Origin of the sequence: Paraburkholderia sp. Ac-20336 (genome assembly GCF_017105025.1) — a bacterium.
Taxonomy (GTDB): domain Bacteria; phylum Pseudomonadota; class Gammaproteobacteria; order Burkholderiales; family Burkholderiaceae; genus Paraburkholderia.
Map to the genome: position 1 here is coordinate 20,598 of NZ_JAAGPS010000058.1, position 24,326 is coordinate 44,923.

Below are 24,326 nucleotides of genomic sequence, written 5' to 3' on the forward strand. Positions count from 1 at the left end.
TGCGCGAGCGGTCGCGCGAGGCGCGGGCAGGCCGTGTTTCGTTGCTCGCGTGACCTCTTCGTATGACCCTTTCGTATAACCCCTTCGCATGACCCGTTCGGGGAGCGGGACGTCACGCGAAACTTCGGGCAAGGCGTTGAGGCAAAATACGGGCTGCGCGCGCGTCGGCTTCACGAACGCGAAGCCGCTTTCCGTTCCGCCTGTGTATGCCTTGTATTCGAGCCCCGTCATCATGTTCAGCACCACCGCGCAATCCGATCTTACTACCAGCCTCGATGCGAATGAAACCGCCGACCGCGCGCGCCGCTTCGGCGGCATCGCGCGTCTGTACGGCGCCGACGCGCTCGCCGCGTTCGAGGGCGCCCACGTCGCGGTGATCGGCATCGGCGGCGTGGGTTCGTGGGTTGCCGAGGCGCTGGCGCGCAGCGCGCTCGGCACGCTGACGCTGATCGATCTCGACAACGTCGCCGAGAGCAACACGAACCGGCAGATCCATGCGCTCGACGGCAACTACGGCAAACCGAAGGTCGAGGCGATGGCCGAGCGCATCGCGGCGATCAATCCGTATTGCGACGTGCGGCTCGTCGAAGACTTCGTGGAGCCAGACAACTTCGCGGCGACGCTCGGCGGCGGCTTCGACTACGTGATCGACGCGATCGACAGCGTGCGCACGAAGACCGCGCTGATCGCGTGGTGCGTCGAGCGCCAGCAGGCGTTGATTACGGTCGGCGGCGCGGGCGGCCAGCTCGATCCGACGCGTATTCGCATCGACGATCTCGCGCTGACGATCCAGGACCCGTTGCTGTCGAAGGTGCGCGGCCAGTTGCGCAAACAGCATGGCTTTCCGCGCGGGCCGAAGGCGAAGTTCAAGGTGAGCGCGGTGTATTCGGACGAGCCGCTGATCTATCCGGAAGCGGCCGTTTGCGATATCGACGAGGAAGCCGGGCACGTGAGCACGTCGCCGGGTCACACGGGGCCGGTCGGTCTGAATTGCGCGGGGTTTGGGTCGAGCGTGTGCGTGACCGCGAGCTTCGGGTTTGCGGCGGCGGCGCATGTGCTGCGCGAGTTGGCGAAGCAGGCGAGGGCGCGGGCGGCTATTTGAGCGCTGCGGTTTGATGGAAAGCGATGAAGGCCGATGCAGTACGGACCGGCGCGGTTGCGGCGTTCACCGCAACCGCGCCGGTCATCGGGCACTCGTCAGTCGCGCGCTAATCAGTACAACGACGCGCTGAGCTTGCGCCGCCATTGCGACACCAGCTCCGGCTGATGCGCGGCCAGATCGAATACCGACAGCATCGTCTTGCGGCCGACGTCGTCGCGGAACGTGCGGTCGCGCTGCACGATCGCGAGCAGATGTTCGAGCGCCTGCGCGTATTTGCGGTGCGCGATAAACGCATTCGCGAGATCGAAGCGCGCTTCGAGATCGTCGGGATTGCCGGCGACGCGCGCTTCGAGCGCATCGGTGGGCGGCAGGTCCGCGGCGGCATCGACCGCGTCGAGCCGCGTCTTGATCGCGTTGAAGCGCGCGTCGATGCCCTGGGTCGTTTTCGGCGACAGCAGATCGACTTCGTTGCGCGCTTCGTCGATGCGGTTGTCTTCGAGCAGCAGCTCGATGCGGTCCATGCGCGCGTCGTCGAAACCGGGGTCGTACGCGAGCGCCGCTTGCAGCAGATCGTAGGCGTCTTCGCGGCGGCCTTCGGCGAGTGCGCTCTGCGCTTCGATGCGCGCGGCCGGCGCGCCTTGCGGCACGAGCCGCTCGATGAACTCGCGCAACTGTCCTTCCGGCAGCACGCCGACGAACTGATCGACCGGCTGGCCGTCGGCGAATGCGATCACGTGCGGAATGCTGCGCACCTGGAAGTGCGCGGCCAGTTCGTGGTTCTCGTCCACGTTGACCTTCACGAGCTTCCATTTGCCGGCTGCCTCGGCTTCGAGCTTTTCCAGTAGCGGGCCGAGACTCTTGCAGGGGCCGCACCACGGCGCCCAGAAATCGACCAGCACGGGGGCCAGGGTCGACGCTGCGAGAACGTCCTGTTCGAAAGTGGCGAGAGTGGTGTCCATTGCGTCCTCGTCGATAAAAACGGTTTGTGGCTAGGTGGGGCCGATGCGGGCGAATTCAATGCGGGCCTGCATGGCGACGACGCGCCACGCGAGACTGTGCAGGTTTGCGCGGGCTAGTGGTGTGTGCAGGGCGCCTGCCGGTGCCGCGCTGTGGCCCGCGCGCATGGGTGCATTGGCGCATCGGCCTATCGGTGTATCGGCGCCCCGCCCTGTTTCACTTATGCGCCGGCAGCGGAATCCATTCGGTTTCGCCGGGCACCTGGCCCATTTCCTGATTCGTCCACGCGAGCTTGGCGGCCTCGATCTTCTCTCGCGAACTCGCGACGAAATTCCACTCGATAAAGCGTTCGCCTTCGAGCTTCTCGCCGCCGAGCAGCATTACGCGCGCGCCGTGCGTGCTCGCGAGCGTGACCGTTTCATCGAGCGCGAGCACCGCCATCTGGCCCACTTCGAGCGGCGTGCCGTCGATTTCGAGGTCGCCTTCGACCAGATACACGCCGCGCTCCTCGTGCTCGGGTTCGAGCGCGAACGCGCTGCCCGGCGTGAAGTCGGCGGCCACGTACAGCGTGCCCGAGAACGTCGCGACCGGCGAGACCGCGCCGAACGCGTTGCCCGCGATCACGCGCAGCGTCACGCCGTTGCGCTCGACGACCGGCAGCGTCGCGGCCGCGTGGTGCGCGAACGACGGCTCGATCTCTTCGTCCGCGAGCGGCAGCGCGACCCAGGTCTGGATGCCGTGCATCGTCTGGCCGCGCGCGCGGTCTTCGGCCGGCGTGCGCTCCGAGTGGACGATGCCGCGGCCCGCCGTCATCCAGTTGACGTCGCCGGGCACGATCTTCTGCTCGGAGCCGAGGCTGTCGCGATGCATGATCGCGCCGTCGAACAGATAGGTGACGGTCGCGAGACCGATATGCGGATGCGGGCGTATGTCGAGACCGCTGCCGGGTTCGAGGGTCGCGGGACCCATGTGATCGAAGAAGATGAACGGGCCGACGAGGCGCGCCGCCATCGCCGGCAGCACGCGCCGCACGGCCAGATTGCCGATGTCGCGCAAATGCGGTTTGAGGATGGCTTTGATCGAGGAAGTCATGAGCGGTCTCGGCGCAGGAGTGGAAGAAGGGGTTGAACCGACGATTCTACTGCGCGCCGCGCATGGCCGACATGACGACGCGCGGCGCGCCGTCACGCATGCGGGCGAGGCGCGCGATCCCGCCGCGCGGTGCGGTGCGGCTCCGCTAAACTGCCGGATCGAACCATCATATTGGAGACGCGGATGTCGCCTAGGGACTTGCTGCTTGCGCTGATCGTCGTGATCGCATGGGGCGTCAATTTCGTCGTCATCAAGGTGGGCCTGCATGGCGTGCCGCCGATGCTGCTCGGCGCGCTGCGCTTCACGCTTGCGGCGGTGCCGGCGGTGTTTTTCGTCAGGCGGCCGCAGATGCCGTGGCGCTGGCTGTTCGCCTACGGCGCGACGATCTCGTTCGGGCAGTTTGCGTTCCTGTTCTCGGCGATGTATGTCGGCATGCCGGCCGGGCTCGCCTCGCTGGTGCTGCAGGCGCAGGCGTTCTTCACGCTGATCTTCGCGGCGCTGTTTCTGCACGAACGCCTGCGTCTGCCGAACGTCGCGGGCCTGCTGATCGCGGCTGCGGGTCTCGCGGTCATCGGCCTGCAAGGCGGGCACGCGATGTCGCTCGCCGGTTTCGTGCTGACGCTGTGCGCGGCGGGCATGTGGGCGCTCGGCAACATCGTCACGAAGAAGGTCGGCAAGGTCGATCTGGTCGGGCTCGTCGTGTGGGGCAGCCTGATTCCGCCGCTGCCGTTTTTCGCGGCCTCGTTCGTGTTCGAGGGGCCGCGCGAAATCGCCGCCGCGCTGAGCGGCATCAGCGCGTTGTCGATCTTCGCGATCGTCTATCTCGCGTTTATCGCGACGTTGATCGGCTACGGGTTGTGGAGCCGCCTGCTGTCGCGCTATCCCGCGAGCCAGGTCGCGCCTTTTTCGCTGCTGGTGCCGATCGTCGGGCTGGCCTCGGCGTCGTTGCTGCTTGGCGAGCAACTCTCGGCGATCCAGGTGGCCGGCGCGCTGCTCGTGATGGCGGGGCTCGCGGTGAACGTGTTCGGCGGCTGGGTCGCGCAGCGCCTGATGCCGGCGCGGTGAGTGTCGGTGCGAGCGGTATGGCGTGGCGCAGGCGGCGCACCGCGGTTTTCGGGCGAGCAATAAAAAACGGCCTTATGGCCGTTTTTTATTGCATCGTGCGTGACACCGGATAGCACGCCCTCGCGCGCATCGTTACGTCATGCGACTCTTGGCGAGCGGCGGATTCGCCGCGAAATAGCGCTTGATGCCGCTCAGGATCGCGTTGGCCATCCTGTCGCGATAGGCGTCGTCGTTCAGGCGCCGCTCTTCGTCCGGGTTGCTGATGAACGCGGTCTCGACGAGGATCGACGGAATGTCCGGCGCCTTCAGCACCGCGAAGCCGGCCTGCTCGACCGAGCCCTTGTGCAGCTTGTTGATGTCGCCGATTTCCTTCAGCACGAAATTGCCGTAGCGCATCGAGTCGCGAATCTGCGCGGTGGTCGACATATCGAACAGCGCGCGGTTCACGGTCGCATCGGCCGATTTGACGTTGATGCCGCCGATCGAGTCCGACGAGTTTTCCTTGTTCGCCATCCAGCGCGCGGCCGCGCTCGACGCGCCATGCTCCGATAGCGCGAATACCGACGAGCCCTTCGCCTCGGGCGTCGTGAACGCATCGGCGTGGATCGACACGAACAGGTCCGCGCCGACGCGGCGCGCCTTCTGCACACGTACGTTGAGCGGCACGAAGAAGTCGGCGTCGCGCGTCATCATCGAGCGCATGTTCGGCTGCGCGTCGATCTTTGCGCGCAGCTTCTTCGCGATGTCGAGCGCGATGTGCTTCTCGTACGTGCCCGCGCCGCCGATCGCGCCAGGGTCCTCGCCGCCGTGACCCGGGTCGATCGCGACCGTGAGCAGGCGCACGGTGTTGCTGCGGCCCGATTTCGGCGTGCTGAACGCGTAGGTGTCGTCGCTGCCGCCAAGGGTGTCGTTATCGTTGTCGAGGCCGTGGGCGGCGCTGCTGCCGTTGGTGTTGCCCCCCTTGTTGCGGGCGATCACGGTGGGCGGTGCGGAAGGCGCGGCCGGCGTCGCCTGCCGGCCGGCGATGACGGGCGCGGACGGCGGCGTCGCGCCATGCGCGGGCGGATGCGGCACGCCAGCGGCGCCATTGCCGGCGCTTGTGCCCGCGCCGCCGTTCTGCGCATAGCGCTCGAAGAACGCCTCGCTGTTGTCGGCGGGCGGCGTGGTGCCGGGCCCGGCGAGCGCTGCGGGCGGTGCGCTGTTTTCCTCGTTGAGGGCCTGCTGCTTGCGCTCGGTCTGCGCGAGCAGGTCCATCAGCGGATCGGGCGCGACGGCCGGATACAGATCGAACACGAGCCGGTACTTGTACGCGCCGACCGGTTGCAGGGTGAACACCTGCGGCTTCACCGAACCCTTCAGATCGAACACCATACGCACGACGTGCGGCTGATATTGCCCGACCCGCACCGACGAAATTTGCGGATCGTTCGGTGTGATCTTGGAGACGAGGTCCTTGAGCGCCTGATCGAGATCGAGACCGCTTAGATCGACGACGAGCCGGTCCGGTCCCTGCAGCAGTTGCTGCGTGTTCTGCAGCGGCTGATCGGATTCGATCGTCACGCGCGTGTAGTCGCGCGCGGGCCATACGCGCACGCCGAGCACCGAGCTCGCGAAGGCGAGACGCGGCGCGACGAGGCCGAGCACCAGCGTGGACGCGCCTGCCCGCAGAATCTGCCGGCGCCGCCAGTTATGCGTGGCGCCCGCGGCGGATTCGATCGAGTGGAACGGTTTGATCAACATCTTTCGAGACATGCCTTTCCTGATTCGCTATATGCCCGTGCGACGAGTACGCGTGCGTCTCCGTCACCGTCGAGCGCAAGCGAGAAGACGAGATCCGGGATGCCGAGCAGCGGGCCCGCGCGTTGCGGCCATTCGACGAGGCAGACCGCGCCGCTGTCGAAATATTCGCGAAAGCCTGCATCGGCCCATTCGGCCGGATCGCTGAATCTGTACAGATCGAAGTGATAGAGCGCGAGTTCCCCATGAGTTCGTTCGAGCACATAGGGTTCGACGAGCGTGTAGGTGGGGCTGCGCACGCGGCCGGTGTGGCCGAGGCCGCGCAAGGTCGCGCGCACGAGCGTGGTTTTGCCGGCGCCGAGATCGCCGATGAGCTGCACCTGCAGACCGTGGAATGCCTGGCTGCTTGCCGCGTTGTTTGCCGCTTCGGGCTGCCGTGCCGACAGCGGTGCCTGCTGCACCCGCCGTTGCGCCTGCTGTTGCGTCGCCTCGCGCACGCCTTCGATGGCCCGCGCGAAACGCTCGCCGAACGCATGCGTGGCGGCTTCGTCCGCGAGCGCGAAGGCGCGTTCGAGCAGGACGGGAGCGGATGGCAGGTGCGCGTGATCGGGATTGGCAGGCATTCTCGTAAAATGGCGTGATGAACCGAAGTTCGACGTCCCCTGTTTCATGCGAGCCCGCATCGGTCGATGCCGGGCCGGCCGCGCATGCTCTCGATGCGGCGGCGCTGCATGCGCTCGCGTTCGACATCAAGACGTGGGGCCACGAGCTTGGTTTCGGGGCGATCGGCATCAGCGACACCGATCTTTCCGCCGCTGAAGCGCCGCTTGCAGCGTGGCTGGAAGCAGGGTGCCACGGCGAGATGGATTATATGGCGAAACACGGCATGAAACGCGCGAGGCCGGCCGAGCTTGTGGCCGGAACGCGACGTGTGATTACCGCGCGCATCGCTTATCTGCCCGCCTCGACGCTCAGTGGCGAGGCCTCTGAAAGTGCGCTGGAAGGTGTGTCGGAAGGTGCGCGCGGGAGTGCGCATGAACACGCTTCCGAAAGCTCGCCGCAAGACGCCGTGCGCCCGCGCAACTGGCGCGCGGCCGAGCATGCGCGGCTCGCGGACCCGTCGGCGGCGGTGGTGTCGGTCTATGCGCGCGGCCGCGACTATCACAAGGTGATGCGTCAACGGCTGCAACAATTGGCCGATAGAATCGAAGCGGCGATCGGGCCGTTCGGCTATCGCGTGTTCACCGATTCGGCGCCGGTGCTCGAAGTCGAGCTGGCGCAGAAGGCGGGCATTGGCTGGCGCGGCAAGCATACGTTGCTGTTGCAACGTGACGCGGGCTCGCTGTTTTTTCTCGGCGAAATCTACGTCGACGTCGCGCTGCCGACCGATGCCGAAACCTCGCCCGAGGTCGCGCCCGAAACGCCGGGCTCGCATTGCGGCAGTTGCTCGCGTTGCCTCGATGCGTGCCCGACCGGCGCGATCGTCGCGCCTTACAAGGTCGATGCGCGCCGCTGCATCTCGTATCTGACGATCGAACTGAAGGGCCGGATTCCCCTCGACCTGCGTCCGCTGATCGGCAATCGTGTCTATGGCTGCGACGATTGCCAGCTCGTGTGTCCGTGGAACAAGTTCGCGCAGGCCGCACCGGTCGCCGATTTCGACGTGCGGCACGGGCTCGATCGCGCGTCGCTCGCCGAGCTGTTCGCATGGAGCGCGGACGAATTCGATACGCGCATGCAGGGCAGTGCGATTCGCCGCATCGGCTACGAGAGCTGGCTGCGCAATCTCGCGGTGGGGATGGGCAACGCGTTGCGCGCGGCGCCGCAGAGTCTCGGCGAAAAGGCGCGCGCGGAGATCGTCGCGGCATTGCGGGCGCGTGCCGGCGATCCTTCCGACATCGTGCGCGAGCACGTGGAGTGGGCGCTCGAAGCGGCGTAGAGTAGCTGCAATTCGGTAGCTGTAATTCGGCAGCCGCAATTCGCGGCGGCGGGGCGCTGTGCGGGTTTTTCATTTGCGCTCGCCGCTCAAGTTTTGAGCACGTTCTAGACGCTATTCTAGACAATGTCTAGAACTTTGCTCCCCCACGGAAGATCCAGATCGATGCTCGACGTCTCTGGAATCGCCTCCTTGATGTAGATCTCCGTCGTCTGCGCGCTCGTGTGCGCGAGGCGCGTCTGGATCGCTTCGCGGTGCTCGCCGCGTTTCGCCGCGTCGGTCGCGCCGATGGCCCGGATGTCCTTGAACTGCACGTCGAGCGTCACTTCGGCCTGCGCCTTCGCGCGGCGCCACATCGAATTCAATCCGCTCCTGGTGTACGGCGTGCCAACGCTGCGGCGGCGCAGGCAGGGAAACAGGCGATGGCTAATCGCGCGAAGGCTGACAAGGAGGCGGCCGCGCTCGCGCCCGGTGAGCTCGGCCGAGCTCGACAAGCTCGGCGCGCTCAGAAAGGACCAGCAATCATGAAAATCGTACGGGTGCTTCTCGCGGCGGTTCTGTCAGGGTGCGCTATCCAGCAGCCTGTTCAGCTACCGTCGGCGCCGATCGTTCCAACGAAAATCGTCGACAAAGGTTGCGAGTGGGTGAAGTTCATCACGGCAAGTGCTGACGATACGGAGGCGACGAAACGGCAGATCATCGCCCACGATCAAGCCTTCGTCGCGAACTGTCCTGATGCAGCTCCCGGCTCAGATTAACTGCGACTGAGCTTGCAATCCACCGACACCGGCGCAACCAGCCGATTGCAAGCTCCTACAGTGAGTCGTCAAGCCTTTGTCGGTATCGGGCGATGTACCGGCGGTAGATCAGGATAGCAGCCACGAACGCAAACACGGTGCCAGCTGATGAAATGAAGAATGCCAGATCAACTTCGTCAGATGCGGTTTTGCACTTGAATTTCAGAAGCAGGAAGTTCCAGACCGGATTTGAAAAATTCAAGGGGGTGTCTGGATGTGTGGCCCACCAGTATGCGTTGGCGAAAATGGCAACCACCAGACATGCAGCAATCGCTATGCAAACCAGAACCCTTTTCATTTCACGGTCAGCTCCCCGTACGCTTTGAGCTGCGACCCAGGAACAGCCAGCTTGGGTGTATCAGTGAGAATTGCACGGATCCGATGCCAGTCACCAAGATTCTCAATCGTCACGCAACCTTCGCTTTTTCCTACTCGGCCTTTGGGGTGCAGTCTGAAATTACCACGCAGGATACCGTCGCAAATAACGTGGTCATCATCAATACTCCCATCGATCGCATAAAGGGAAAACCACTCACTCTTGTTATTGCCATTCAGGTTTAACCAGTCCATCAGAGGGCCTACTGTCCCGCCTGACTTTCTATCAAAAATATAGTATCTGCCGACGGGAATTGCGCCATAGTTCGGTGTGCATGACAGGGATGCTTCATTGATATGACTGCCTTGGCCCGAAAAAGCATCAAATTTCAGGGCGCCAATCTCGAACTTACTCATTGGCTTACCGCTCAATCTAAAGGTGCATTGAAGCATGGGCTCTCCGAATCGACTATTCAGCGGAAAATCTGAATAATCATGTTATGTAGGAGGGCGCATGATCGTCCACATCTATCTGCGGGGCTTGCAATCGGCTGGTCGCAAATAATGTGAGCCGGTGTCGATGGATTGCAGGCCGACGTGGATGATTGCAAGCTCACAGGATCACCCGCACTGGGGGTTGCGATACGTTGCAACATCGTGGACAACTGTCAACGAAGGCTGCGGGAGGTCAGTTGGTGTTAGCCAATATGCATCACGTGGCTAGTGGAAGAGGTATACCCGCATCGAGCACGAGGACGGTACGGCCCTCCATATCAGGGAACACGAGGACGAAACCGTTCAGGTGTTTATCGGAAATACCGTTGGTTATTCTACCGGCGCGGGTTTCTAGCAATTTCAGAATCGGTACACGTTTGCTGCGGCTTATGAGCTGAGTGACCAACCGCCGTAGCCAGTGCCAAATCGCGAGAGCCCTTATTTAAGCGTCCAGCCAGCACGCCCGCTGTAGTGGCGCAGGAGTGCTCTCAATGGCGGAAAAGTGTCTAGAACCAACGGCGTATACTCTAGCGTAACGCGGTTTTCAGTCGCTTAAAAAATAGGCGGATTCTAGACGGGGTTTGCCGACCACCTTTTCCAGCAAAGCTTTGCTGGGAGTGCATTCCGGCATGGGGTGCAGGTCCGCTACATGGCGGACGCGCCATGCAAACCCGTGGCGCGGGCGTGCTGCTTGCGCCGTGCCGCGCGTCATGCAATCCTTCAGGCCGCGCGAATGAGGAGCAGGCAATCATGTTCAACGCAGTGATCGATGCGCCGTTCGGCAAGGTTGGCATCCGTCTCGAAGGCGAGGCCGTGCGCGAGATCGTCTATCTGCCGCAGTCGACGCGCAATATCGCGCCCGATACGCCGCTCGCGCGCGAGGCCGCCGCGCAGATCGAGCGTTACTTCGAGCAGGCATCCGCGCCGTTCGAGTTGCCGCTCGCCGCATGCGGCAGCGCGTTCCAGCGGCGCGTGTGGCAGGCGATCAGCGAGATTCCGCCCGGCGTCGTGCTGACCTATGGACAGCTCGCCAAACAGTTGGGTAGCGTGCCGCGCGCGGTCGGCCAGGCGTGCGGCTCGAATTTCTTTCCGATCGTGATTCCGTGTCACCGCGTCGTGAGTGCGAGCGGGATCGGCGGATTCGCGCATCATGCGGGCGACGGTTTCTTTCGCAACGTGAAGCGCTGGCTGCTCGCGCATGAGGGTGTTCCGTACGCATGAGCATGACCGATACCGACATTTCCACCGATATCGCGGCGGTCGCACCGGCCGCCGCGCATACCGGCGACGCGGCGAACGCGTCGCCGCTGCTCGTCACGAGCGGCGCGTCGATCGACGCATTCTGCGACGCGCTGTGGCTCGAACATGGCCTGTCGCGCAACACGCTCGACGCGTATCGCCGCGATCTGCGGCTCTTCTGCGAATGGCTCGCGCACGCGCGCAACGCGTCGCTCGATACCGCGAGCGAGGCCGACCTGACCGCCTACAGCGCGGTGAGGCAGAAGGACAAGGCGACCTCGGCGAACCGGCGGCTCTCGGTGTTTCGCCGCTATTACGCGTGGGCGGTGCGCGAGCATCGCGCGGCCGTCGATCCGACGCTGCGCATCCGCTCGGCGAAACAGCCGCCGCGTTTTCCGTCCACGCTGAGCGAGGCGCAGGTCGAAGCACTGCTCGGCGCGCCCGATATCGACACGTCGCTCGGCTTGCGCGATCGCACGATGCTCGAACTGATGTACGCGAGCGGCCTGCGCGTCACCGAGCTCGTCACGCTGAAGAGCGTGGAAGTGAGCCTGAACGATGGCGTCGTGCGCGTGACCGGCAAGGGCTCGAAAGAGCGCCTGATTCCGTTCGGCGAAGAGGCGCACGCGTGGATCGCGCGTTATCTGCGCGACGCGCGCCCGGCGCTGCTCGGCGCGCGCGCGGCGGACGCGCTGTTCGTCACGACGCGCGCGGAAGGCATGACACGCCAGCAGTTCTGGAACATCATCAAGCGGCACGCGCAGGCGGCCGGCGTGCATGCGCCGTTGTCGCCGCATACGCTGCGGCACGCGTTCGCGACGCATCTGCTCAATCACGGCGCGGATTTGCGCGTCGTGCAACTGCTGCTCGGCCATACCGATATCTCGACCACGCAGATCTACACGCACGTCGCGCGCGAGCGGTTGAAGTCGCTGCATGCGCAGCATCATCCGCGCGGGTGAGGTTTGGCGATCGCGGTGGTAGGGTCGCGAGTCGCGCGCGGCGGCAAGCGCCGGAATTTCGCTGATGCGCGCGGGCAGGGCGGCGAGCAACGCGGCAATGTCGATCGTGGAACGGATGGATGAAACCGGATTCAACGCTGTCTCCTCACGCCAGCCTGATTCCGAACGATCGTGCCACAGCCGCTGGACCCACACAATTGGCCGTTCGGCAAATAGCCGTCGTGCGGACTCGCCATTACAATGCGCCGATGAGCAAATCCAGACACGTCTCCGAAACGCCGGCCACACAACTGTTGCGCCGCCACGGCGTCACCTTCGGCGAGCATCCTTACGACTATGTCGAGCACGGCGGCACCGGCGAATCGGCGCGCCAGCTCGGCGTGGACGAGCATCATGTCGTGAAGACGCTCGTGATGGAAGACGAGCACGCGAAGCCGCTGATCGTGCTGATGCACGGCGATCGCACCGTGAGCACGAAGAACCTCGCGCGGCAGATCGGCGCGAAGCGCGTCGAGCCGTGCAAGCCCGACGTCGCGAACCGGCATTCGGGTTATCTGATCGGCGGCACGTCGCCGTTCGGCACGCGCAAGCCGATGCCGGTGTACGTCGAGTCGAGCATTCTCGAGATGGACCGGATCTGGCTGAACGGCGGGCGGCGCGGCTTTCTCGTCAGCATCGAGCCGAAGGTGCTCACCGAATTGCTGGCGGCGCAGCCGGTGCAGTGCGCGAGTGTCGACTGATTTTTCAGGCGACGCCGGCCTGAATGTTGGCCGGACTGTTTTTCGCGCGGACGCGTTCGGTAGAATGTGCGCCGCCCTGTTTCGACGGGCATGCCCTGATGCGGTTGGGGTGTCGAGTGTCAGACCGCGATCCTTATAAGAGTCCCAGATGCAAAATGTGATCGTTGCTGTCGTTGCCTATCTGATCGGTTCGCTGTCGTTCGCTGTGATCGTGAGCGCCGCGATGGGTCTCGACGACCCGCGTTCGTACGGCTCGGGCAACCCCGGCGCCACCAACGTGCTGCGCAGCGGCAGCAAGAAGGCGGCGATTCTCACGCTGATCGGCGATGCGTTCAAGGGCTGGCTGCCGGTCTGGTTCGTCGTGCATGTCGGCTCGCGTTACGGGCTCGACGACAAGTCGGTGGCAATTGCGTCGCTCGCCGTGTTTCTCGGGCACCTGTATCCGGTTTTCTTCCGCTTCAAGGGCGGCAAGGGCGTGGCGACCGCGGCCGGCGTGCTGCTCGCGATCAACCCGACGCTCGGCGTCGCCACGCTGCTGACCTGGCTGATCGTCGCGTTCTTCACGCGCTATTCGTCGCTCGCGGCGCTGTGCTCGGCGGTGTTCGCGCCGCTCTTCTACGTGTTCCTGTTCGGGCCGCGCATCGTCGCGCTGGCGGTGCTCGTGATGAGCGCGCTGCTCGTCTGGCGCCATCGAGGCAATATCGCGAAGCTGATGCGCGGGCAGGAGAGCCGGATCGGCGACAAGAAGAAGGCGGCGAGCCCGGCGGCGGGGAACGATCTTTGAGGCGGGGTTGAGTGGCCGTGGCGGTTTGACGTCCGCTTTGGCGCGCAAGCCGTCGCGGATGCAAGGTTTGCCGATGTTTCCGATACCGCGGCGGCGGCCGTCCGGGCGCTGGCGCGAGGCTTGCCGCCAGCCCCGCCAAACCTCGCCGCCTAGTCGCCTAGTCGCGGAAATTGTTGAAGTCGAGCGGCGTGTCGGTCACGTCCTTGCGCAGCAGCGCGATCACGCTTTGTAGATCGTCGCGCTTGCCGCCGGTCACGCGCACCGCGTCGCCCTGAATGCTCGCCTGCACCTTGATCTTGCTGTCCTTCACGATGCGCACGATTTTCTTCGACAGATCGCCGGACACGCCCTTCTTGATCTTGATGACCTGCTTGACCTTGTCGCCGCCGATCTTCTCGATCTTGCCGTAGTCGAGAAAGCGCACGTCGACATTGCGCTTGGCCATTTTCGACAGCAGCACGTCTTTCACCTGGCCGAGCTTGAAGTCGTCGTCGGCGAAGGCGGTGAGTTCGTTTTCCTTGTGCTCGACGCGCGCGTCGGAGCCCTTGAAGTCGAAGCGCGTGGAAATTTCCTTGTTGGACTGTTCGATCGCGTTCTTGACTTCGATCATGTTCGCTTCGCAGACGACGTCAAACGATGGCATTGCATTCTCCCAATAGTGCGGCGGTGCGCGACGCGGCCGGTCGGCTGCTCGCGGGGCACTCGCTATAATCACGGACCGGACGTCATTTTACCGACGCCGCTCCCTTTTGCCCAAGGCCGCCGCGCGGTGTCGCGAGAGCGGCCGATCCGGCGCCGGACGGCGCTACTTTGTCGCCAGTCGACGTTTCCCCTGATTTTCGCTCCGATGTCCCGATCCGATTCCGCCGCCGGTTCCGTAGCTGCTTCTGCCGCCGTTTCTGTGGCGGCATCCGCCGATGCCGTTGCCGATTCCGCCGCGCTTCTCGCCGACTATTCGCTGAAGGCGCACAACACGTTCGGCTTCGACGTGCGTGCGCGGTTTGCCTGCGTGATCGAGCGCGAGCCGCAACTGCTGGCCGCGGTGCGCGATCCGCGCGTCGCCGGCTTGCCGCGCCTCGTGCTCGGCGGCGGCAGCAACGTCGTGCTGACCGGCGACTTCGCCGGGCTCGTGCTGCTGGTGGCGCTGCGCGGCCGCCGCGTCGTGCGCGAGGATCAGGACGCCTGGTACGTCGAAGCCGCCGGCGGCGAGCCGTGGCACGAGTTCGTCGCGTGGACGTTGGCGCAGGGGCTGCCCGGCCTCGAGAATCTCGCACTGATTCCGGGCACGGTCGGCGCGGCGCCGATCCAGAACATCGGCGCATACGGGCTGGAGATGTGCGAGCGCTTCGTGTCGCTGCGGGCGATCGAGCTGGCGACCGGCGAAGCGATCGAACTCGATGCGCAGGCGTGCCGTTTCGGCTACCGCGACAGTTTCTTCAAGCGGGAAGGGCGCGAGCGTTTCGTGATTACCTCGGTGACGTTCCGTTTGCCGAAGCACTGGCAACCGCGCGCCGGCTACGCGGATCTGGCGCGCGAGCTGGCGGCGCAAGGCTATGAGGTCAGCGCCGAGACGGCCGGCGGCGTGCGCCCGCAGCCGACCGCGCAGGCGATCTTCGACGCGGTGGTCGCGGTGCGGCGCGCAAAGCTGCCCGATCCGCTGCAACTCGGCAACGCGGGCAGCTTCTTCAAGAATCCGGTGATCGAAGCGGCGCAATTCGATGCGCTCAAGCGCCGCGAGCCCGACGTCGTGTCTTATCCGCAGCCCGATGGCCGGGTGAAGCTGGCCGCGGGCTGGCTGATCGACCGATGCGGCTGGAAGGGCCGTGCGATGGGGGCGGCGGCCGTGCACGACCGGCAGGCGCTCGTGCTCGTCAATCGCGGCGGCGCGAGCGGCGCGCAGGTGCTGGCGCTCGCGCGGGCGATCCAGCGCGACGTGCTCGAACAATTTGGCGTGGAACTGGAGGCGGAACCGGTATGCCTGTGACGCGCGGCTTCGGGTTTTGTCGTGGCGGAAATAAAAAAAGCGCCGGGCGTGTTGTCCCGGCGCTTTTTTGTTTCTGGCTTCAGTCGTGCCGCTGCGTGGGCGCTTGCGACGCCCCGGACGCATGCCGGGCGTGACGCCGGCGGCGGATGCCTTGCCTCGTATTCAAGGCCCCGTCGCGCTTGCGCCCATGCTCAGTGGTTGAGCTTGCCGAGCAGCAGGAATTCCATCAGCGCCTTTTGCACGTGCAGACGGTTTTCCGCCTCGTCCCACACCACGCTTTGCGGACCGTCGATCACTTCCGCGCTGACTTCCTCGCCGCGGTGGGCGGGCAGGCAGTGCATGAAGAGCGCGTCCGGATGCGCGCGCGCCATCATGTCGGCATCGACGCACCAGTCAGCAAAGGCTTGCTTGCGCGCTTCGTTTTCGGCCTCGAAGCCCATGCTGGTCCAGACGTCGGTCGTCACGAGGTCGGCGCCCGCGCAGGCCTCGTTCGGATCGTCGAATTCTTCGTAGAACGGCGCGCTTTCGGCGGCGACGAGCGCGTGGTCGACCTTGTAGCCCGGCGGCGTGGACACGCGCAGCTTGAAGCCGAGAATCTGCGCGGCTTCGATCCACGTGTAGAGCATGTTGTTCGCGTCGCCGACCCAGGCGACCGTCTTGCCGCGGATCGGGCCGCGATGCTCGAAGTACGTGAAAATATCTGCGAGCACCTGGCACGGGTGGTATTCGTTGGTGAGCCCGTTGATGACCGGCACCCGCGAGTTGTCGGCAAAGCGCTCGAGGATGTCCTGGCCGAACGTGCGGATCATGATGATGTCGACCATGCGCGAAATGACCTGCGCGGCGTCTTCGATCGGCTCGCCGCGGCCAAGCTGCGTGTCGCGCGTGCTCATGAACACCGCGTGGCCGCCTAGCTGGAAGATGCCCGCCTCGAACGACAGACGCGTGCGCGTCGAATTCTTTTCGAAGATCATCGCCAGCGTGCGGTCGTGCAGCGGGTGATAGGTCTCGTAGTTCTTGAATTTGCGTTTCAGGATGCGCGCGCGTTCGAGCACGTACTCGTAGTCTTCCAGCGAGAAATCCTTGAACTGCAGGTAGTGGCGAATTTTCTTGGCGGTCATAAAACAAATACGGCGGTCTCACCCGGCAGGGTTGCCGGACTGCGCCGCCGTCGTTTGGTGGTAACTCAATGCAGGATAAAGGATTTCTCCCCGTTTGACGAGTCGGCCAGAGGGCCGGGAGAGGGGTCTGAAAGCGTCTCGCGGACACCGCGGCGTGCCTGTGTGCGGTGCGGAAGAAGGTCCGCTGCGCTATAATCTCAGGGTTATCCCAAGCCCGGCAAGCCGATGTTCCGTATCGAGAAATACGGCGCAAACGCGGCTCGCAAGGTGCGGAAAGCCTGTCGCGGCGTGGCCGTCTTGGCAGGCGTCAAGGCGGTTCAGCCGGTTCCCGCAGCCGTTCTCGTGGTGGGTTCGTTAGTGTTTGCGTCAGCGCCAGCCTGCGTCGCAGGCGGTCGCAAGCGACTGCCGTGCATGCCGTCCGCGGCGAGTCCGGGCGCACGGCCGGTGCATCGCCGGTTTGCCGTCATCCGCTGGGCAGTTACACAGGTATTCCTACATGGCCGAAGCAGCTCCAATCGAATATTTCATTCAGGGCATCACGTCGACCGGAAAAAAGTTTCGGCCGAGCGACTGGTCGGAGCGGCTCGCGGGCGTGATGTCGTCCTTTGGGCCCGGTGTGAGGAAGGGGCCGAACGCCTATATGCAGTACTCGCTGTACGTTCGGCCGACCATGGTCGGCGACCTCAAATGCGTGATTCTCGATTCGCGCCTGCGCGACATCGAGCCGATGGCTTTCGACTTCGTGCTCAATTTCGCGAAAGACAACGACCTCGTCGTGACCGAGGCCTGCGAACTGGAACTCGAGCACGCGCCGCCCCCGCAAGCCAAGCGTCACGTGATCTGAGGCAGGCTGACCGGTCGGTCGAGGCAAAAACAAAAACCCGCGAGTAGCGGGTTTTTTTACGGCCAAGCATTGCGAGGCATTGCGGCCGGGCGGGGCCAAACTCGGTGGTTTGCCGGAACGTGGGCGCAAACGGCCCGTGCGAAACAAAAAAGCCCGCCAAAGCGGGCTTCTCGTGCAGCGGAAACAGGAGGTGGCCCACCGAAGCGGGCCGACCGGAATTACTGCGCTGCGGGCGCTTGCAGACCCTTGACGGCTGCAGCGAGGCGGCTCTTGTGGCGAGCTGCCTTGTTCTTGTGAATGATGTTCTTGTCGGCGATGATGTCGATGGTCTTCGACGATGCCTTGAAGATTTCAGCGGCCTTAGCCTGGTCGCCTGCGTCGATTGCCTTGCGGACAGCCTTGATAGCCGTGCGGAACTTCGAGCGCAGTGCCGAGTTGTGCGAGTTTGCCTTCGCGGCCTGGCGGGCGCGCTTGCGTGCTTGTGCGGAGTTAGCCATGACGGTTCCTTATCCTGTTCCTGTTTCCAGTACCCGCCATTCGTGTGGCGAGGTGCTGCTTCTCGATCCGAACCCCTGGAAGCGATTGCCCAAGGGCGCAAAAGTGTCGAAAAAATCGATCGAACTACGCGAAGGCGGGCCCGTGTTTCGGGTTGTTCCGGCGGATTGACGGGTGGCGTGGCGCCAACCCGAGAATCTTGTCCGAAAAACCGTTCGAAAACTGAGCGAGCTTCGAAACCGACGATTATAGCAACAAAATCAGGCACGTGGCAACGACAATGCGTGACTGTGCAACAGCGGCCGGCGTGGTGTCATGCCGGAAACCTATGCTTCGGGCGCTGGCCTTATGAAACCGCAGAGGAAAGGGCGAAGCGCTGGCCGTATGCGCCAGGCCTGAACAGAGAACCGAACCGGGAGGCTCATCCATCCGACTCGCCGGCAAAATCCGCCGCGTCGAGCCGGAAAAAGCACAGAAAAGTACGAAAAACAACGCTTTGCAGCCCATTGCCGCGAACGTCCTCGCGGCAAATCGGTCCGAATCGCGTTCCGGCTCGTCGTCCGCATTTGCGGCACCCGTATAATAAGCGCCCCATGAATCTATTCCGAGCCCTGCTGACGGTCAGCGGCTTCACGCTGCTGTCGCGCGTGACCGGACTGGCCCGTGAAACGCTGATCGCCCGTGCGTTCGGTGCCAGTCAATACACTGACGCGTTCTACGTCGCCTTTCGCATTCCCAACCTGCTGCGCCGGATTTCCGCCGAGGGCGCGTTCTCGCAGGCCTTCGTGCCGATCCTCGCGGAGTTCAAGAACCAGCAAGGCCACGACGCCACCAAGGCACTCGTCGACGCGACCTCGACCGTGCTCGCGTGGGCGCTCGCCGTGCTGTCGGTGCTCGGCGTGCTCGGCGCGTCGGGCGTTGTGTTCGTGGTCGCATCGGGCCTTGCGCACGAGGGCCACGCGTACGATCTCGCGGTCGCGATGACGCGCATCATGTTCCCGTACATCATCTTCATCTCGCTGACGTCGCTCGCGTCCGGCGTGCTGAACACGTACAAGAACTTCTCGCTGCCCGCGTTCGCGCCGGTGCTGCTGAACCTCGCGTTCATCGCGGCCGCGGTGTTCGTCGCGCCGCATCTGCAGACGCCGGTCTACGCGCTCGCGTGGGCGGTGATCGTCGGCGGCGTGCTGCAGTTCATCGTGCAGCTGCCGGGCCTGAAGAAGATCGACATGGTGCCGCGCATCGGCCTGAATCCGTTGCGCGCGCTCGCGCATCGCGGCGTGAAGCGGGTGCTCGCGAAGATGGTGCCGGCGATGTTCGCGGTGTCGGTTGCGCAGATCAGCCTCATCATCAACACGAACATCGCGTCGCACATCGGTCCGGGCGCGGTGTCGTGGATCAACTACGCCGACCGGCTGATGGAGTTTCCGACCGCGCTGCTCGGCGTCGCGCTCGGCACGATCCTGCTGCCGAGCCTCTCGAAGGCGCATGTCGACGCCGATTCGCACGAGTATTCGTCGCTGCTCGACTGGGGGCTGCGCGTCACGTTCCTACTCGCGGCGCCGAGCGCGGTGGCGCTGTTCTTCTTCGCCGAGCCGCTGACCGCCGTGCTGTTCAACTACGGCAAGTTCGACGGCAACTCGGTCGTGATGGTGAGCCGCGCGCTCGCCGCCTATGGCGTTGGCCTGATCGGCCTGATCATGATCAAGATTCTCGCGCCGGGCTTCTACGCGAAGCAGGACATCAAGACGCCGGTGAAGATCGGCGTTGGCGTGCTGATCGTGACGCAGTTGAGCAATTACGTGTTCGTGCCGGTGTTCTCGCATGCGGGGCTGACGCTGAGCGTCGGGCTCGGTGCCTGCATGAACGCCTTGCTGCTGTTTATCGGTCTGCGCAAACGCGGCATTTACATGCCGTCGAGCGGCTGGCTCAGGTTTTTCGTGCAGTTGCTCGGCGCGTGTCTCGTGCTGGCCGGGGTGATGCGCTGGCTCGCGATCAGCTTCGACTGGATCGGCATGCATAGCCAGCCGCTCAACCGCATCGTGCTGCTCGGCGCATGCCTCGTGCTGTTCGCCGCGCTATATTTCGGTATGCTTTGGCTGATGGGCTTCAAGTACGCGTATTTCAAAAGGCGAGTGAAGTGATCACGATGACGCGGGTTCTCGATTATTTCAGCACGCTCGTCGCCGATGACGAAAGCCTGCCCTTGACCGAGACGGCGCTCTCGCTCGCGCAGGACGCCTATCCCGACCTCGATCTGCAGGCGGCGCTGTCCGAGCTCGATGAACTGGTGCTGCGTCTGCGGCGCCATATGCCCGAGGATGCCGACATCCGGCAGAAGGTCGGCGTGCTGAACCGGTTCTTTTTCCGCGAACTCGGTTTCGCCAGCAATCTCAACGATTATTACGACCCCGATAACAGCCATCTGAATGCGGTGCTGAAGCGCCGTCGCGGCATTCCGATTTCGCTCGCGGTGCTGTATCTGGAGATGGCCGAGCAGGTGGGTATTCCGGTGCGCGGCGTATCGTTTCCGGGCCACTTTCTGCTGCGCGTGACGACGCCCGACGGCGACGTGATGCTCGATCCGACCAACGGCCATTCGCTGTCCGAAGCGCAGATGGTCGAGATGCTCGAGCCGTACGTGGCGTCGGCCGGCGACTCGATCGGCCGCGCATTGCGCATGCTGCTGCAGCCGGCCACGCGCCGCGAGATCATCGCGCGGATGCTGCGCAATCTGAAGGCGATCTATCTGCAGACCGAGCGTTGGCAGCGGCTGCTCGCGGTGCAGCAGCGGCTCGTCATTCTGCTGCCGGACAATATCGAGGAAGTGCGCGATCGCGGTTTCGCGTATGCGCGGCTCGACTATCTGCGTCCCGCGCTCGAAGACCTCGAAAACTATCTCGGTGACCGCCCCGATGCGGAAGATGCCACGGTGGTCGAGTCGCAACTGCATGAGTTGCGGCAGCGCACGCGGCACGATGGCGGCGCATGACGGGGGCAGGGCGGCGCGCGCTGGCGCATAACAGCGCATAACGGCCGCGCGCGGTTTTAAGCCTGCATAAAACGCAAAAGCCTGCACAGGGTTCATGTGCAGGCTTTTTTTCGCTTCGCGCCGCAGGCCGCGCGAGGGCGGCATGGCCTCGCGTTTCAGGCGGCCGTCATTTCACTTCGGCTGCATGCGAATCGCGCCGTCCAAACGGATCACTTCGCCGTTCAGCATCGGGTTGTCGAAGATCTGCTTGGCGAGCATCGCGTATTCCGCCGGTTTGCCGAGGCGCGGCGGGAACGGCACCATCGCACCGAGCGCGTCCTGTACTTCCTGCGGCATGCCGAGCAGCATTGGCGTTTCGAAGATGCCGGGCGCAATCGTCATGACGCGAATGCCATTGCGTGACAGGTCGCGCGCGATCGGCAGCGTCATGCCGACCACGCCGCCCTTCGACGCGGCGTAGGCCGCCTGGCCGATCTGACCATCGTACGCGGCGACCGACGCCGTGCTGATGATCACACCGCGCTCGCCATACGCGTTCGGTTCGTTCTTCGACATCTGCATTGCCGCGAGCCGGATCATGTTGAACGTGCCGACCAGGTTGATCGAGATCGTGCGCGCGAACAGATCGAGCGGATGCGCGCCGTCCTTGCCGACCGTTTTTGCGGCCGGCGCGACACCCGCGCAATTGACGAGACCGCGCAGCGTGCCGAATTTGGCCGCGGCTTCGACGGCTTGCGTCGCGTCCTCTTCGCGGCTCACGTCGCATTTGACGAACACGCCGCCGAGTTCCGCCGCGAGCGCTTCGCCCGCGTCCACGTTGAGGTCGGCGAGCGCGACCTTGCCGCCGTTTTCGGCGATGAGGCGCGCGGTAGCGGCGCCGAGACCCGATGCACCGCCGGTGATCAGGAATGCGTTGTCACGAATTTCCATGTCTTCTCCTTTGCTGCGGTTACTCAGTGCTGTTTCGATCGAGTCTGGGTTCGCCGACCGATTGTAGCGGTTGTGCTGCGATGCAAAAGGCTAGCGCGTCCGTGTGACGCTATGCCTTCTCCCGGCAAAAGTCGGTCGCGTCCCGAGCGGCGCACATCAATGAAAAACCCGCCGGAATAGGCGGGTTTTTCGTCGAACGCAGGCGGCGTTCGGCGTGCTTACTTGAGCGCGTCGAACGCGCGGGCGCGGATTTCGTCGACGCTGCCGAGGCCCGAAATGCGGCGGTATTGCGGTGCCTTCAACTGGGTCGAGGCGTCGCCGTGATTGGCCCAGTCGTTGTAGTAGTCGATCAGCGGCTTGGTTTGCGACTCGTACACTTCGAGGCGCTTCTTGACCGTTTCTTCCTTGTCGTCGTCGCGCTGGATCAGCGGCTCGCCGGTTACGTCGTCGATACCTTCGACCTTCGGCGGATTGAACTTGACGTGATACGTGCGGCCCGAGGCCGGATGCGAGCGGCGGCCGCTCATGCGCTCGATGATCTCGTCGAACGGCACGTCGATTTCCAGCACGTAGTCGATCGCGACGCCGGCCTGCTTCATGGCCTCGGCTTGCGGAATCGTGCGCGGGAAACCGTCGAACAGATAGCCGTTCGCGCAGTCCGGCTGTTGCAGACGCTCTTTCACGAGGTTGATGATGAGTTCGTCCGTGACGAGCTCGCCCGCGTCCATGAAGCGCTTCGCTTCGAGACCGAGCGGCGTGCCTGCCTTGACGGCCGCGCGCAGCATGTCGCCGGTGGAAATTTGCGGAATGCCGAATTTTTCCTTGATGAAGTTTGCCTGAGTGCCCTTGCCCGCGCCCGGTGCACCCAACAGGATCAAACGCATGTGATATCTCCAGATCTATGTGAATTCTTTGGTGACGCGGCAACTATCCCGGCGACGCTGACTCTCCGAAGGGCTCGCATCGGCTGGCCGTTGCGCGTTTCGCGCTGCACGTCGAAAACGACGGCGCTGCGGAAGGCAACGTTGCGATCGGGACAACCCTGGGTGTCGCCTGTTATGGGGGCGCGCACAACCGTCCGATTATGCCATGGCTTCCCGCGCTCAAGACCCGAATAAAGTCCGCACGCGCGCGAGATCGGCGGGGGTATCGACACCCGGCAGCGGCACGTCGTGCGTGACGAGCACGGCGATGCGCTCGCCGTGCCACATCGCGCGCAACTGTTCGAGCGCTTCGGCCTGTTCGATCGGCGAGATCGCGAGACTCGGGTACGTGCGCAGGAATTTCGCGCGATAGGCATACAGGCCGATATGCCGGTACACGACCGCAGGGGCGGGCGGCGTGGGCATCGACGCGACGTTCGGCCAGTGCGGCTGCCATGCGTCGCGTGCCCACGGAATCGGCGCGCGCGAGAAGTACAGCGCGACGCCGCGCGCATCGGGCACGACCTTGACGACGTTCGGATTGAAGATTTCGGCGGGGTCGCTGATCGGATGCGCGGCCGTGGCGATCGCGCAGCCGTTCGAGGCCGCGAGATGCGCGGCGACGCCATGCACGAGCGCGGGGTCGATCAGCGGCTCGTCGCCCTGCACGTTGACGACGATCGTGTCGTCGCTCCAGCCGAAGCGCGTCGCCACTTCCGCGAGACGGTCCGTGCCCGACGGATGATCGGCGCGCGTGAGCACCGCGTCGAAGCCGTGAGCGTGCGCCGCGTCGAGCACTTCCTGCGCATCCGATGCGATCAGCACCTGCTGTGCACCCGACTCGCGCGCGCGTTCGGCGACCCGCACCACCATCGGCTTGCCGCCGATGTCGGCGAGCGGCTTGTTGGGCAGACGCGTCGAGGCGAGGCGGGCCGGCACGACGGCGATAAACGGATGAGTGGCGGTGTGGGTCATCGAATGAAAAGGCGGGCGGCGATAAAAGCGAGGGAAGCGGTTGCGCGCGCGGCGAGCCGCGGATTCGGGCTGAAACGACAAGCAGCGCTGAACGGCAAAACGGTGGAACGACGTGCGAATCTGCGGAAAGGCGGCGAACCGGCGGCTACGGGCGATGCGAAGAACTCGGCGAAACCGCGTGCCTCTCAACCGTGTACTGCCGCACTCGCCGCTTTGCTTCGGGCAACCGGATTCAGGCAACCGAACCCGGATTCAGATCGACCGGCGTGCCTTCCACGGTTTGCCGCGCTTCGTCGACGAGCATCACGGGGATGCCGTCGCGGATCGGATAGGCGAGCTTGTCCGCGTTGCAGATCAGTTCCTGCGCGGCGCGGTCGTAGCTGAGCGGGCCCTTGCAGATCGGGCAGACGAGGATTTCAAGCAGGCGAGCGTCCACGGACTTTCTCCACAACTAATGCAGTGAGGCGATGATCGAGCGCGGCTTCGACCGGGACTACCCAGATGCGCGCATCGTGCCAGGCCGCCAATTTTACCGCATCCTTTTCCGTAATCAGGATCGCATCGGCGTCGACGTCGGCGAACGGATTGCGCTCGAAGGCGTAGTGATCGGGCAGCGCGCGGGTCGCCGGCGCGAGGCCGGCCGCGCGCAGCGTCGCGAAAAAGCGCTCGGGCGCGCCGATGCCGGCCGCGGCCAGCACGCGCTGACCGGTGAATTGCGCGAGCGGCCGGCGCAGCGCGGGATTGTCGAGATGCCATGCGTCGGCCGGCGCGAGCTGCAGCGCGAACGTGTTGGGCCAGGCGGGCAGCGTGCGCGCGTACGGATCGTTGATGAGCGTCGCGG

Annotated in this window: 28 protein-coding genes; 13 read left to right on the forward strand and 15 right to left on the reverse strand. The window is 64.4% G+C overall.

Annotation, left to right across the window (positions count from 1 at the left end; translation table 11 throughout):
* Positions 1-232 precede the first annotated feature (232 nt).
* On the forward strand, positions 233-1,102 hold the full coding sequence (gene tcdA, locus GXB81_RS17535; RefSeq protein WP_167283996.1) for a tRNA cyclic N6-threonylcarbamoyladenosine(37) synthase TcdA: 870 nt from the start codon (positions 233-235) through the stop codon (positions 1,100-1,102).
* A 110-nt stretch (positions 1,103-1,212) separates the two neighbouring features.
* On the opposite strand, the gene trxA is transcribed toward tcdA, so the two are convergent.
* Both trxA and GXB81_RS17545 read right to left on the reverse strand, forming a co-directional pair.
* On the reverse strand, positions 1,213-2,061 hold the full coding sequence (gene trxA / locus GXB81_RS17540) for a thioredoxin (protein WP_167283997.1): 849 nt from the start codon (positions 2,059-2,061) through the stop codon (positions 1,213-1,215).
* 214 nt (positions 2,062-2,275) lie between these two features.
* Positions 2,276-3,151, reverse strand: coding sequence for a pirin family protein (locus GXB81_RS17545; protein WP_167040984.1), 876 nt, complete (start codon positions 3,149-3,151; stop codon positions 2,276-2,278).
* A 183-nt stretch (positions 3,152-3,334) separates the two neighbouring features.
* Here GXB81_RS17545 and GXB81_RS17550 point away from each other — a divergent pair, with 183 nt between their 5' ends.
* Complete coding sequence (locus GXB81_RS17550) at positions 3,335-4,216, forward strand: EamA family transporter (RefSeq protein ID WP_167040986.1); 882 nt, start codon at positions 3,335-3,337, stop codon at positions 4,214-4,216.
* 132 nt (positions 4,217-4,348) lie between these two features.
* On the opposite strand, the gene GXB81_RS17555 is transcribed toward GXB81_RS17550, so the two are convergent.
* Together GXB81_RS17555 and tsaE are read right to left on the reverse strand one after the other, a co-directional pair.
* Entirely contained in the window at positions 4,349-5,968 is a 1,620-nt protein-coding gene (locus GXB81_RS17555) for an N-acetylmuramoyl-L-alanine amidase (protein WP_205989890.1), read from the reverse strand.
* Positions 5,950-6,576, reverse strand: coding sequence for a tRNA (adenosine(37)-N6)-threonylcarbamoyltransferase complex ATPase subunit type 1 TsaE (tsaE, locus tag GXB81_RS17560; RefSeq protein WP_205989891.1), 627 nt, complete (start codon positions 6,574-6,576; stop codon positions 5,950-5,952). Before tsaE ends, GXB81_RS17555 begins: the two co-directional genes overlap by 19 nt.
* A 17-nt stretch (positions 6,577-6,593) precedes the next feature.
* Here tsaE and queG point away from each other — a divergent pair, with 17 nt between their 5' ends.
* Complete coding sequence (gene queG / locus GXB81_RS17565) at positions 6,594-7,892, forward strand: tRNA epoxyqueuosine(34) reductase QueG (protein WP_205989892.1); 1,299 nt, start codon at positions 6,594-6,596, stop codon at positions 7,890-7,892.
* Positions 7,893-8,008: 116 nt separating this feature from the next.
* On the opposite strand, the gene GXB81_RS17570 is transcribed toward queG, so the two are convergent.
* Positions 8,009-8,383: a tyrosine-type recombinase/integrase gene (locus GXB81_RS17570; protein WP_167040995.1), complete on the reverse strand. Its 375-nt coding sequence runs from the start codon at positions 8,381-8,383 to the stop codon at positions 8,009-8,011.
* Between the two features lie 30 nt (positions 8,384-8,413).
* Between GXB81_RS17570 and GXB81_RS17575 the strand changes: the two genes are divergently transcribed.
* Positions 8,414-8,647, forward strand: coding sequence for a hypothetical protein (locus GXB81_RS17575; RefSeq protein WP_167040998.1), 234 nt, complete (start codon positions 8,414-8,416; stop codon positions 8,645-8,647).
* Between the two features lie 55 nt (positions 8,648-8,702).
* On the opposite strand, the gene GXB81_RS17580 is transcribed toward GXB81_RS17575, so the two are convergent.
* Together GXB81_RS17580 and GXB81_RS17585 are read right to left on the reverse strand one after the other, a co-directional pair.
* Complete coding sequence (locus GXB81_RS17580) at positions 8,703-8,984, reverse strand: hypothetical protein (protein WP_205989893.1); 282 nt, start codon at positions 8,982-8,984, stop codon at positions 8,703-8,705.
* On the reverse strand, positions 8,981-9,418 hold the full coding sequence (locus tag GXB81_RS17585; RefSeq protein ID WP_240158891.1) for a DUF2778 domain-containing protein: 438 nt from the start codon (positions 9,416-9,418) through the stop codon (positions 8,981-8,983). Before GXB81_RS17585 ends, GXB81_RS17580 begins: the two co-directional genes overlap by 4 nt.
* A gap of 828 nt (positions 9,419-10,246) precedes the next feature.
* Between GXB81_RS17585 and GXB81_RS17590 the strand changes: the two genes are divergently transcribed.
* The 4 genes from GXB81_RS17590 to plsY all read left to right on the forward strand — a co-directional run bounded on the left by GXB81_RS17590 (position 10,247) and on the right by plsY (position 13,221).
* Positions 10,247-10,717 carry a methylated-DNA--[protein]-cysteine S-methyltransferase gene (locus tag GXB81_RS17590; protein WP_167041005.1) on the forward strand — a complete coding sequence of 157 codons (471 nt, stop codon included), beginning with the start codon at positions 10,247-10,249 and terminating at the stop codon, positions 10,715-10,717.
* Positions 10,718-10,719: 2 nt separating this feature from the next.
* The gene (gene xerD, locus GXB81_RS17595; RefSeq protein WP_205192753.1) at positions 10,720-11,697 is read left to right on the forward strand and encodes a site-specific tyrosine recombinase XerD; all 978 of its coding nucleotides are present in this window, start codon (positions 10,720-10,722) and stop codon (positions 11,695-11,697) included.
* A gap of 248 nt (positions 11,698-11,945) precedes the next feature.
* Positions 11,946-12,437 carry a Cys-tRNA(Pro) deacylase gene (gene ybaK / locus GXB81_RS17600; RefSeq protein ID WP_167284005.1) on the forward strand — a complete coding sequence of 164 codons (492 nt, stop codon included), beginning with the start codon at positions 11,946-11,948 and terminating at the stop codon, positions 12,435-12,437.
* Between the two features lie 148 nt (positions 12,438-12,585).
* The gene (gene plsY / locus GXB81_RS17605; RefSeq protein WP_167041010.1) at positions 12,586-13,221 is read left to right on the forward strand and encodes a glycerol-3-phosphate 1-O-acyltransferase PlsY; all 636 of its coding nucleotides are present in this window, start codon (positions 12,586-12,588) and stop codon (positions 13,219-13,221) included.
* Positions 13,222-13,378: 157 nt separating this feature from the next.
* Here the strand turns inward: plsY and GXB81_RS17610 are convergent, their stop codons facing one another.
* On the reverse strand, positions 13,379-13,864 hold the full coding sequence (locus tag GXB81_RS17610; protein ID WP_167041012.1) for a YajQ family cyclic di-GMP-binding protein: 486 nt from the start codon (positions 13,862-13,864) through the stop codon (positions 13,379-13,381).
* Between the two features lie 204 nt (positions 13,865-14,068).
* On the opposite strand from GXB81_RS17610, the gene murB reads away from it, so the two are divergent.
* The gene (gene murB, locus GXB81_RS17615) at positions 14,069-15,205 is read left to right on the forward strand and encodes a UDP-N-acetylmuramate dehydrogenase (protein WP_205989894.1); all 1,137 of its coding nucleotides are present in this window, start codon (positions 14,069-14,071) and stop codon (positions 15,203-15,205) included.
* Between the two features lie 191 nt (positions 15,206-15,396).
* On the opposite strand, the gene argF is transcribed toward murB, so the two are convergent.
* Entirely contained in the window at positions 15,397-16,326 is a 930-nt protein-coding gene (gene argF, locus GXB81_RS17620) for an ornithine carbamoyltransferase (protein WP_205989895.1), read from the reverse strand.
* A 496-nt stretch (positions 16,327-16,822) separates the two neighbouring features.
* Here argF and GXB81_RS17625 point away from each other — a divergent pair, with 496 nt between their 5' ends.
* Positions 16,823-17,170, forward strand: coding sequence for a DUF3579 domain-containing protein (locus tag GXB81_RS17625; RefSeq protein ID WP_167041020.1), 348 nt, complete (start codon positions 16,823-16,825; stop codon positions 17,168-17,170).
* Positions 17,171-17,388: 218 nt separating this feature from the next.
* Here the strand turns inward: GXB81_RS17625 and rpsT are convergent, their stop codons facing one another.
* A complete protein-coding gene (rpsT, locus tag GXB81_RS17630) occupies positions 17,389-17,667 on the reverse strand; it encodes a 30S ribosomal protein S20 (RefSeq protein WP_167041022.1) in 279 nt (92 codons plus the stop codon).
* Between rpsT and GXB81_RS17635 the strand changes: the two genes are divergently transcribed.
* From GXB81_RS17635 to GXB81_RS17645, 3 genes are all read left to right on the forward strand, one after another.
* Positions 17,666-17,836, forward strand: a complete 171-nt coding sequence (locus GXB81_RS17635) for a hypothetical protein (protein ID WP_167041025.1) — start codon at positions 17,666-17,668, stop codon at positions 17,834-17,836. The two genes, rpsT and GXB81_RS17635, sit on opposite strands and share 2 nt — an antisense overlap.
* A 422-nt stretch (positions 17,837-18,258) precedes the next feature.
* A complete protein-coding gene (gene murJ, locus GXB81_RS17640; protein WP_167284008.1) occupies positions 18,259-19,809 on the forward strand; it encodes a murein biosynthesis integral membrane protein MurJ in 1,551 nt (516 codons plus the stop codon).
* A 5-nt stretch (positions 19,810-19,814) separates the two neighbouring features.
* The gene (locus GXB81_RS17645) at positions 19,815-20,657 is read left to right on the forward strand and encodes a SirB1 family protein (RefSeq protein WP_167041257.1); all 843 of its coding nucleotides are present in this window, start codon (positions 19,815-19,817) and stop codon (positions 20,655-20,657) included.
* 171 nt (positions 20,658-20,828) lie between these two features.
* Here GXB81_RS17645 and GXB81_RS17650 read toward each other — a convergent pair whose 3' ends face one another.
* The 5 genes from GXB81_RS17650 to GXB81_RS17670 all read right to left on the reverse strand — a co-directional run.
* Positions 20,829-21,587, reverse strand: coding sequence for a 3-hydroxyacyl-CoA dehydrogenase (locus tag GXB81_RS17650; protein WP_205989896.1), 759 nt, complete (start codon positions 21,585-21,587; stop codon positions 20,829-20,831).
* Between the two features lie 218 nt (positions 21,588-21,805).
* On the reverse strand, positions 21,806-22,471 hold the full coding sequence (gene adk, locus GXB81_RS17655; protein WP_167041031.1) for an adenylate kinase: 666 nt from the start codon (positions 22,469-22,471) through the stop codon (positions 21,806-21,808).
* A gap of 219 nt (positions 22,472-22,690) precedes the next feature.
* On the reverse strand, positions 22,691-23,485 hold the full coding sequence (gene kdsB / locus GXB81_RS17660; RefSeq protein WP_205989897.1) for a 3-deoxy-manno-octulosonate cytidylyltransferase: 795 nt from the start codon (positions 23,483-23,485) through the stop codon (positions 22,691-22,693).
* A gap of 232 nt (positions 23,486-23,717) precedes the next feature.
* Positions 23,718-23,921, reverse strand: a complete 204-nt coding sequence (locus GXB81_RS17665; RefSeq protein WP_007180583.1) for a Trm112 family protein — start codon at positions 23,919-23,921, stop codon at positions 23,718-23,720.
* On the reverse strand, positions 23,902-24,326 hold a 425-nt coding region (locus tag GXB81_RS17670; RefSeq protein WP_205989898.1), incomplete at its 5' end, for a tetraacyldisaccharide 4'-kinase. The genes GXB81_RS17665 and GXB81_RS17670, both read right to left, overlap by 20 nt.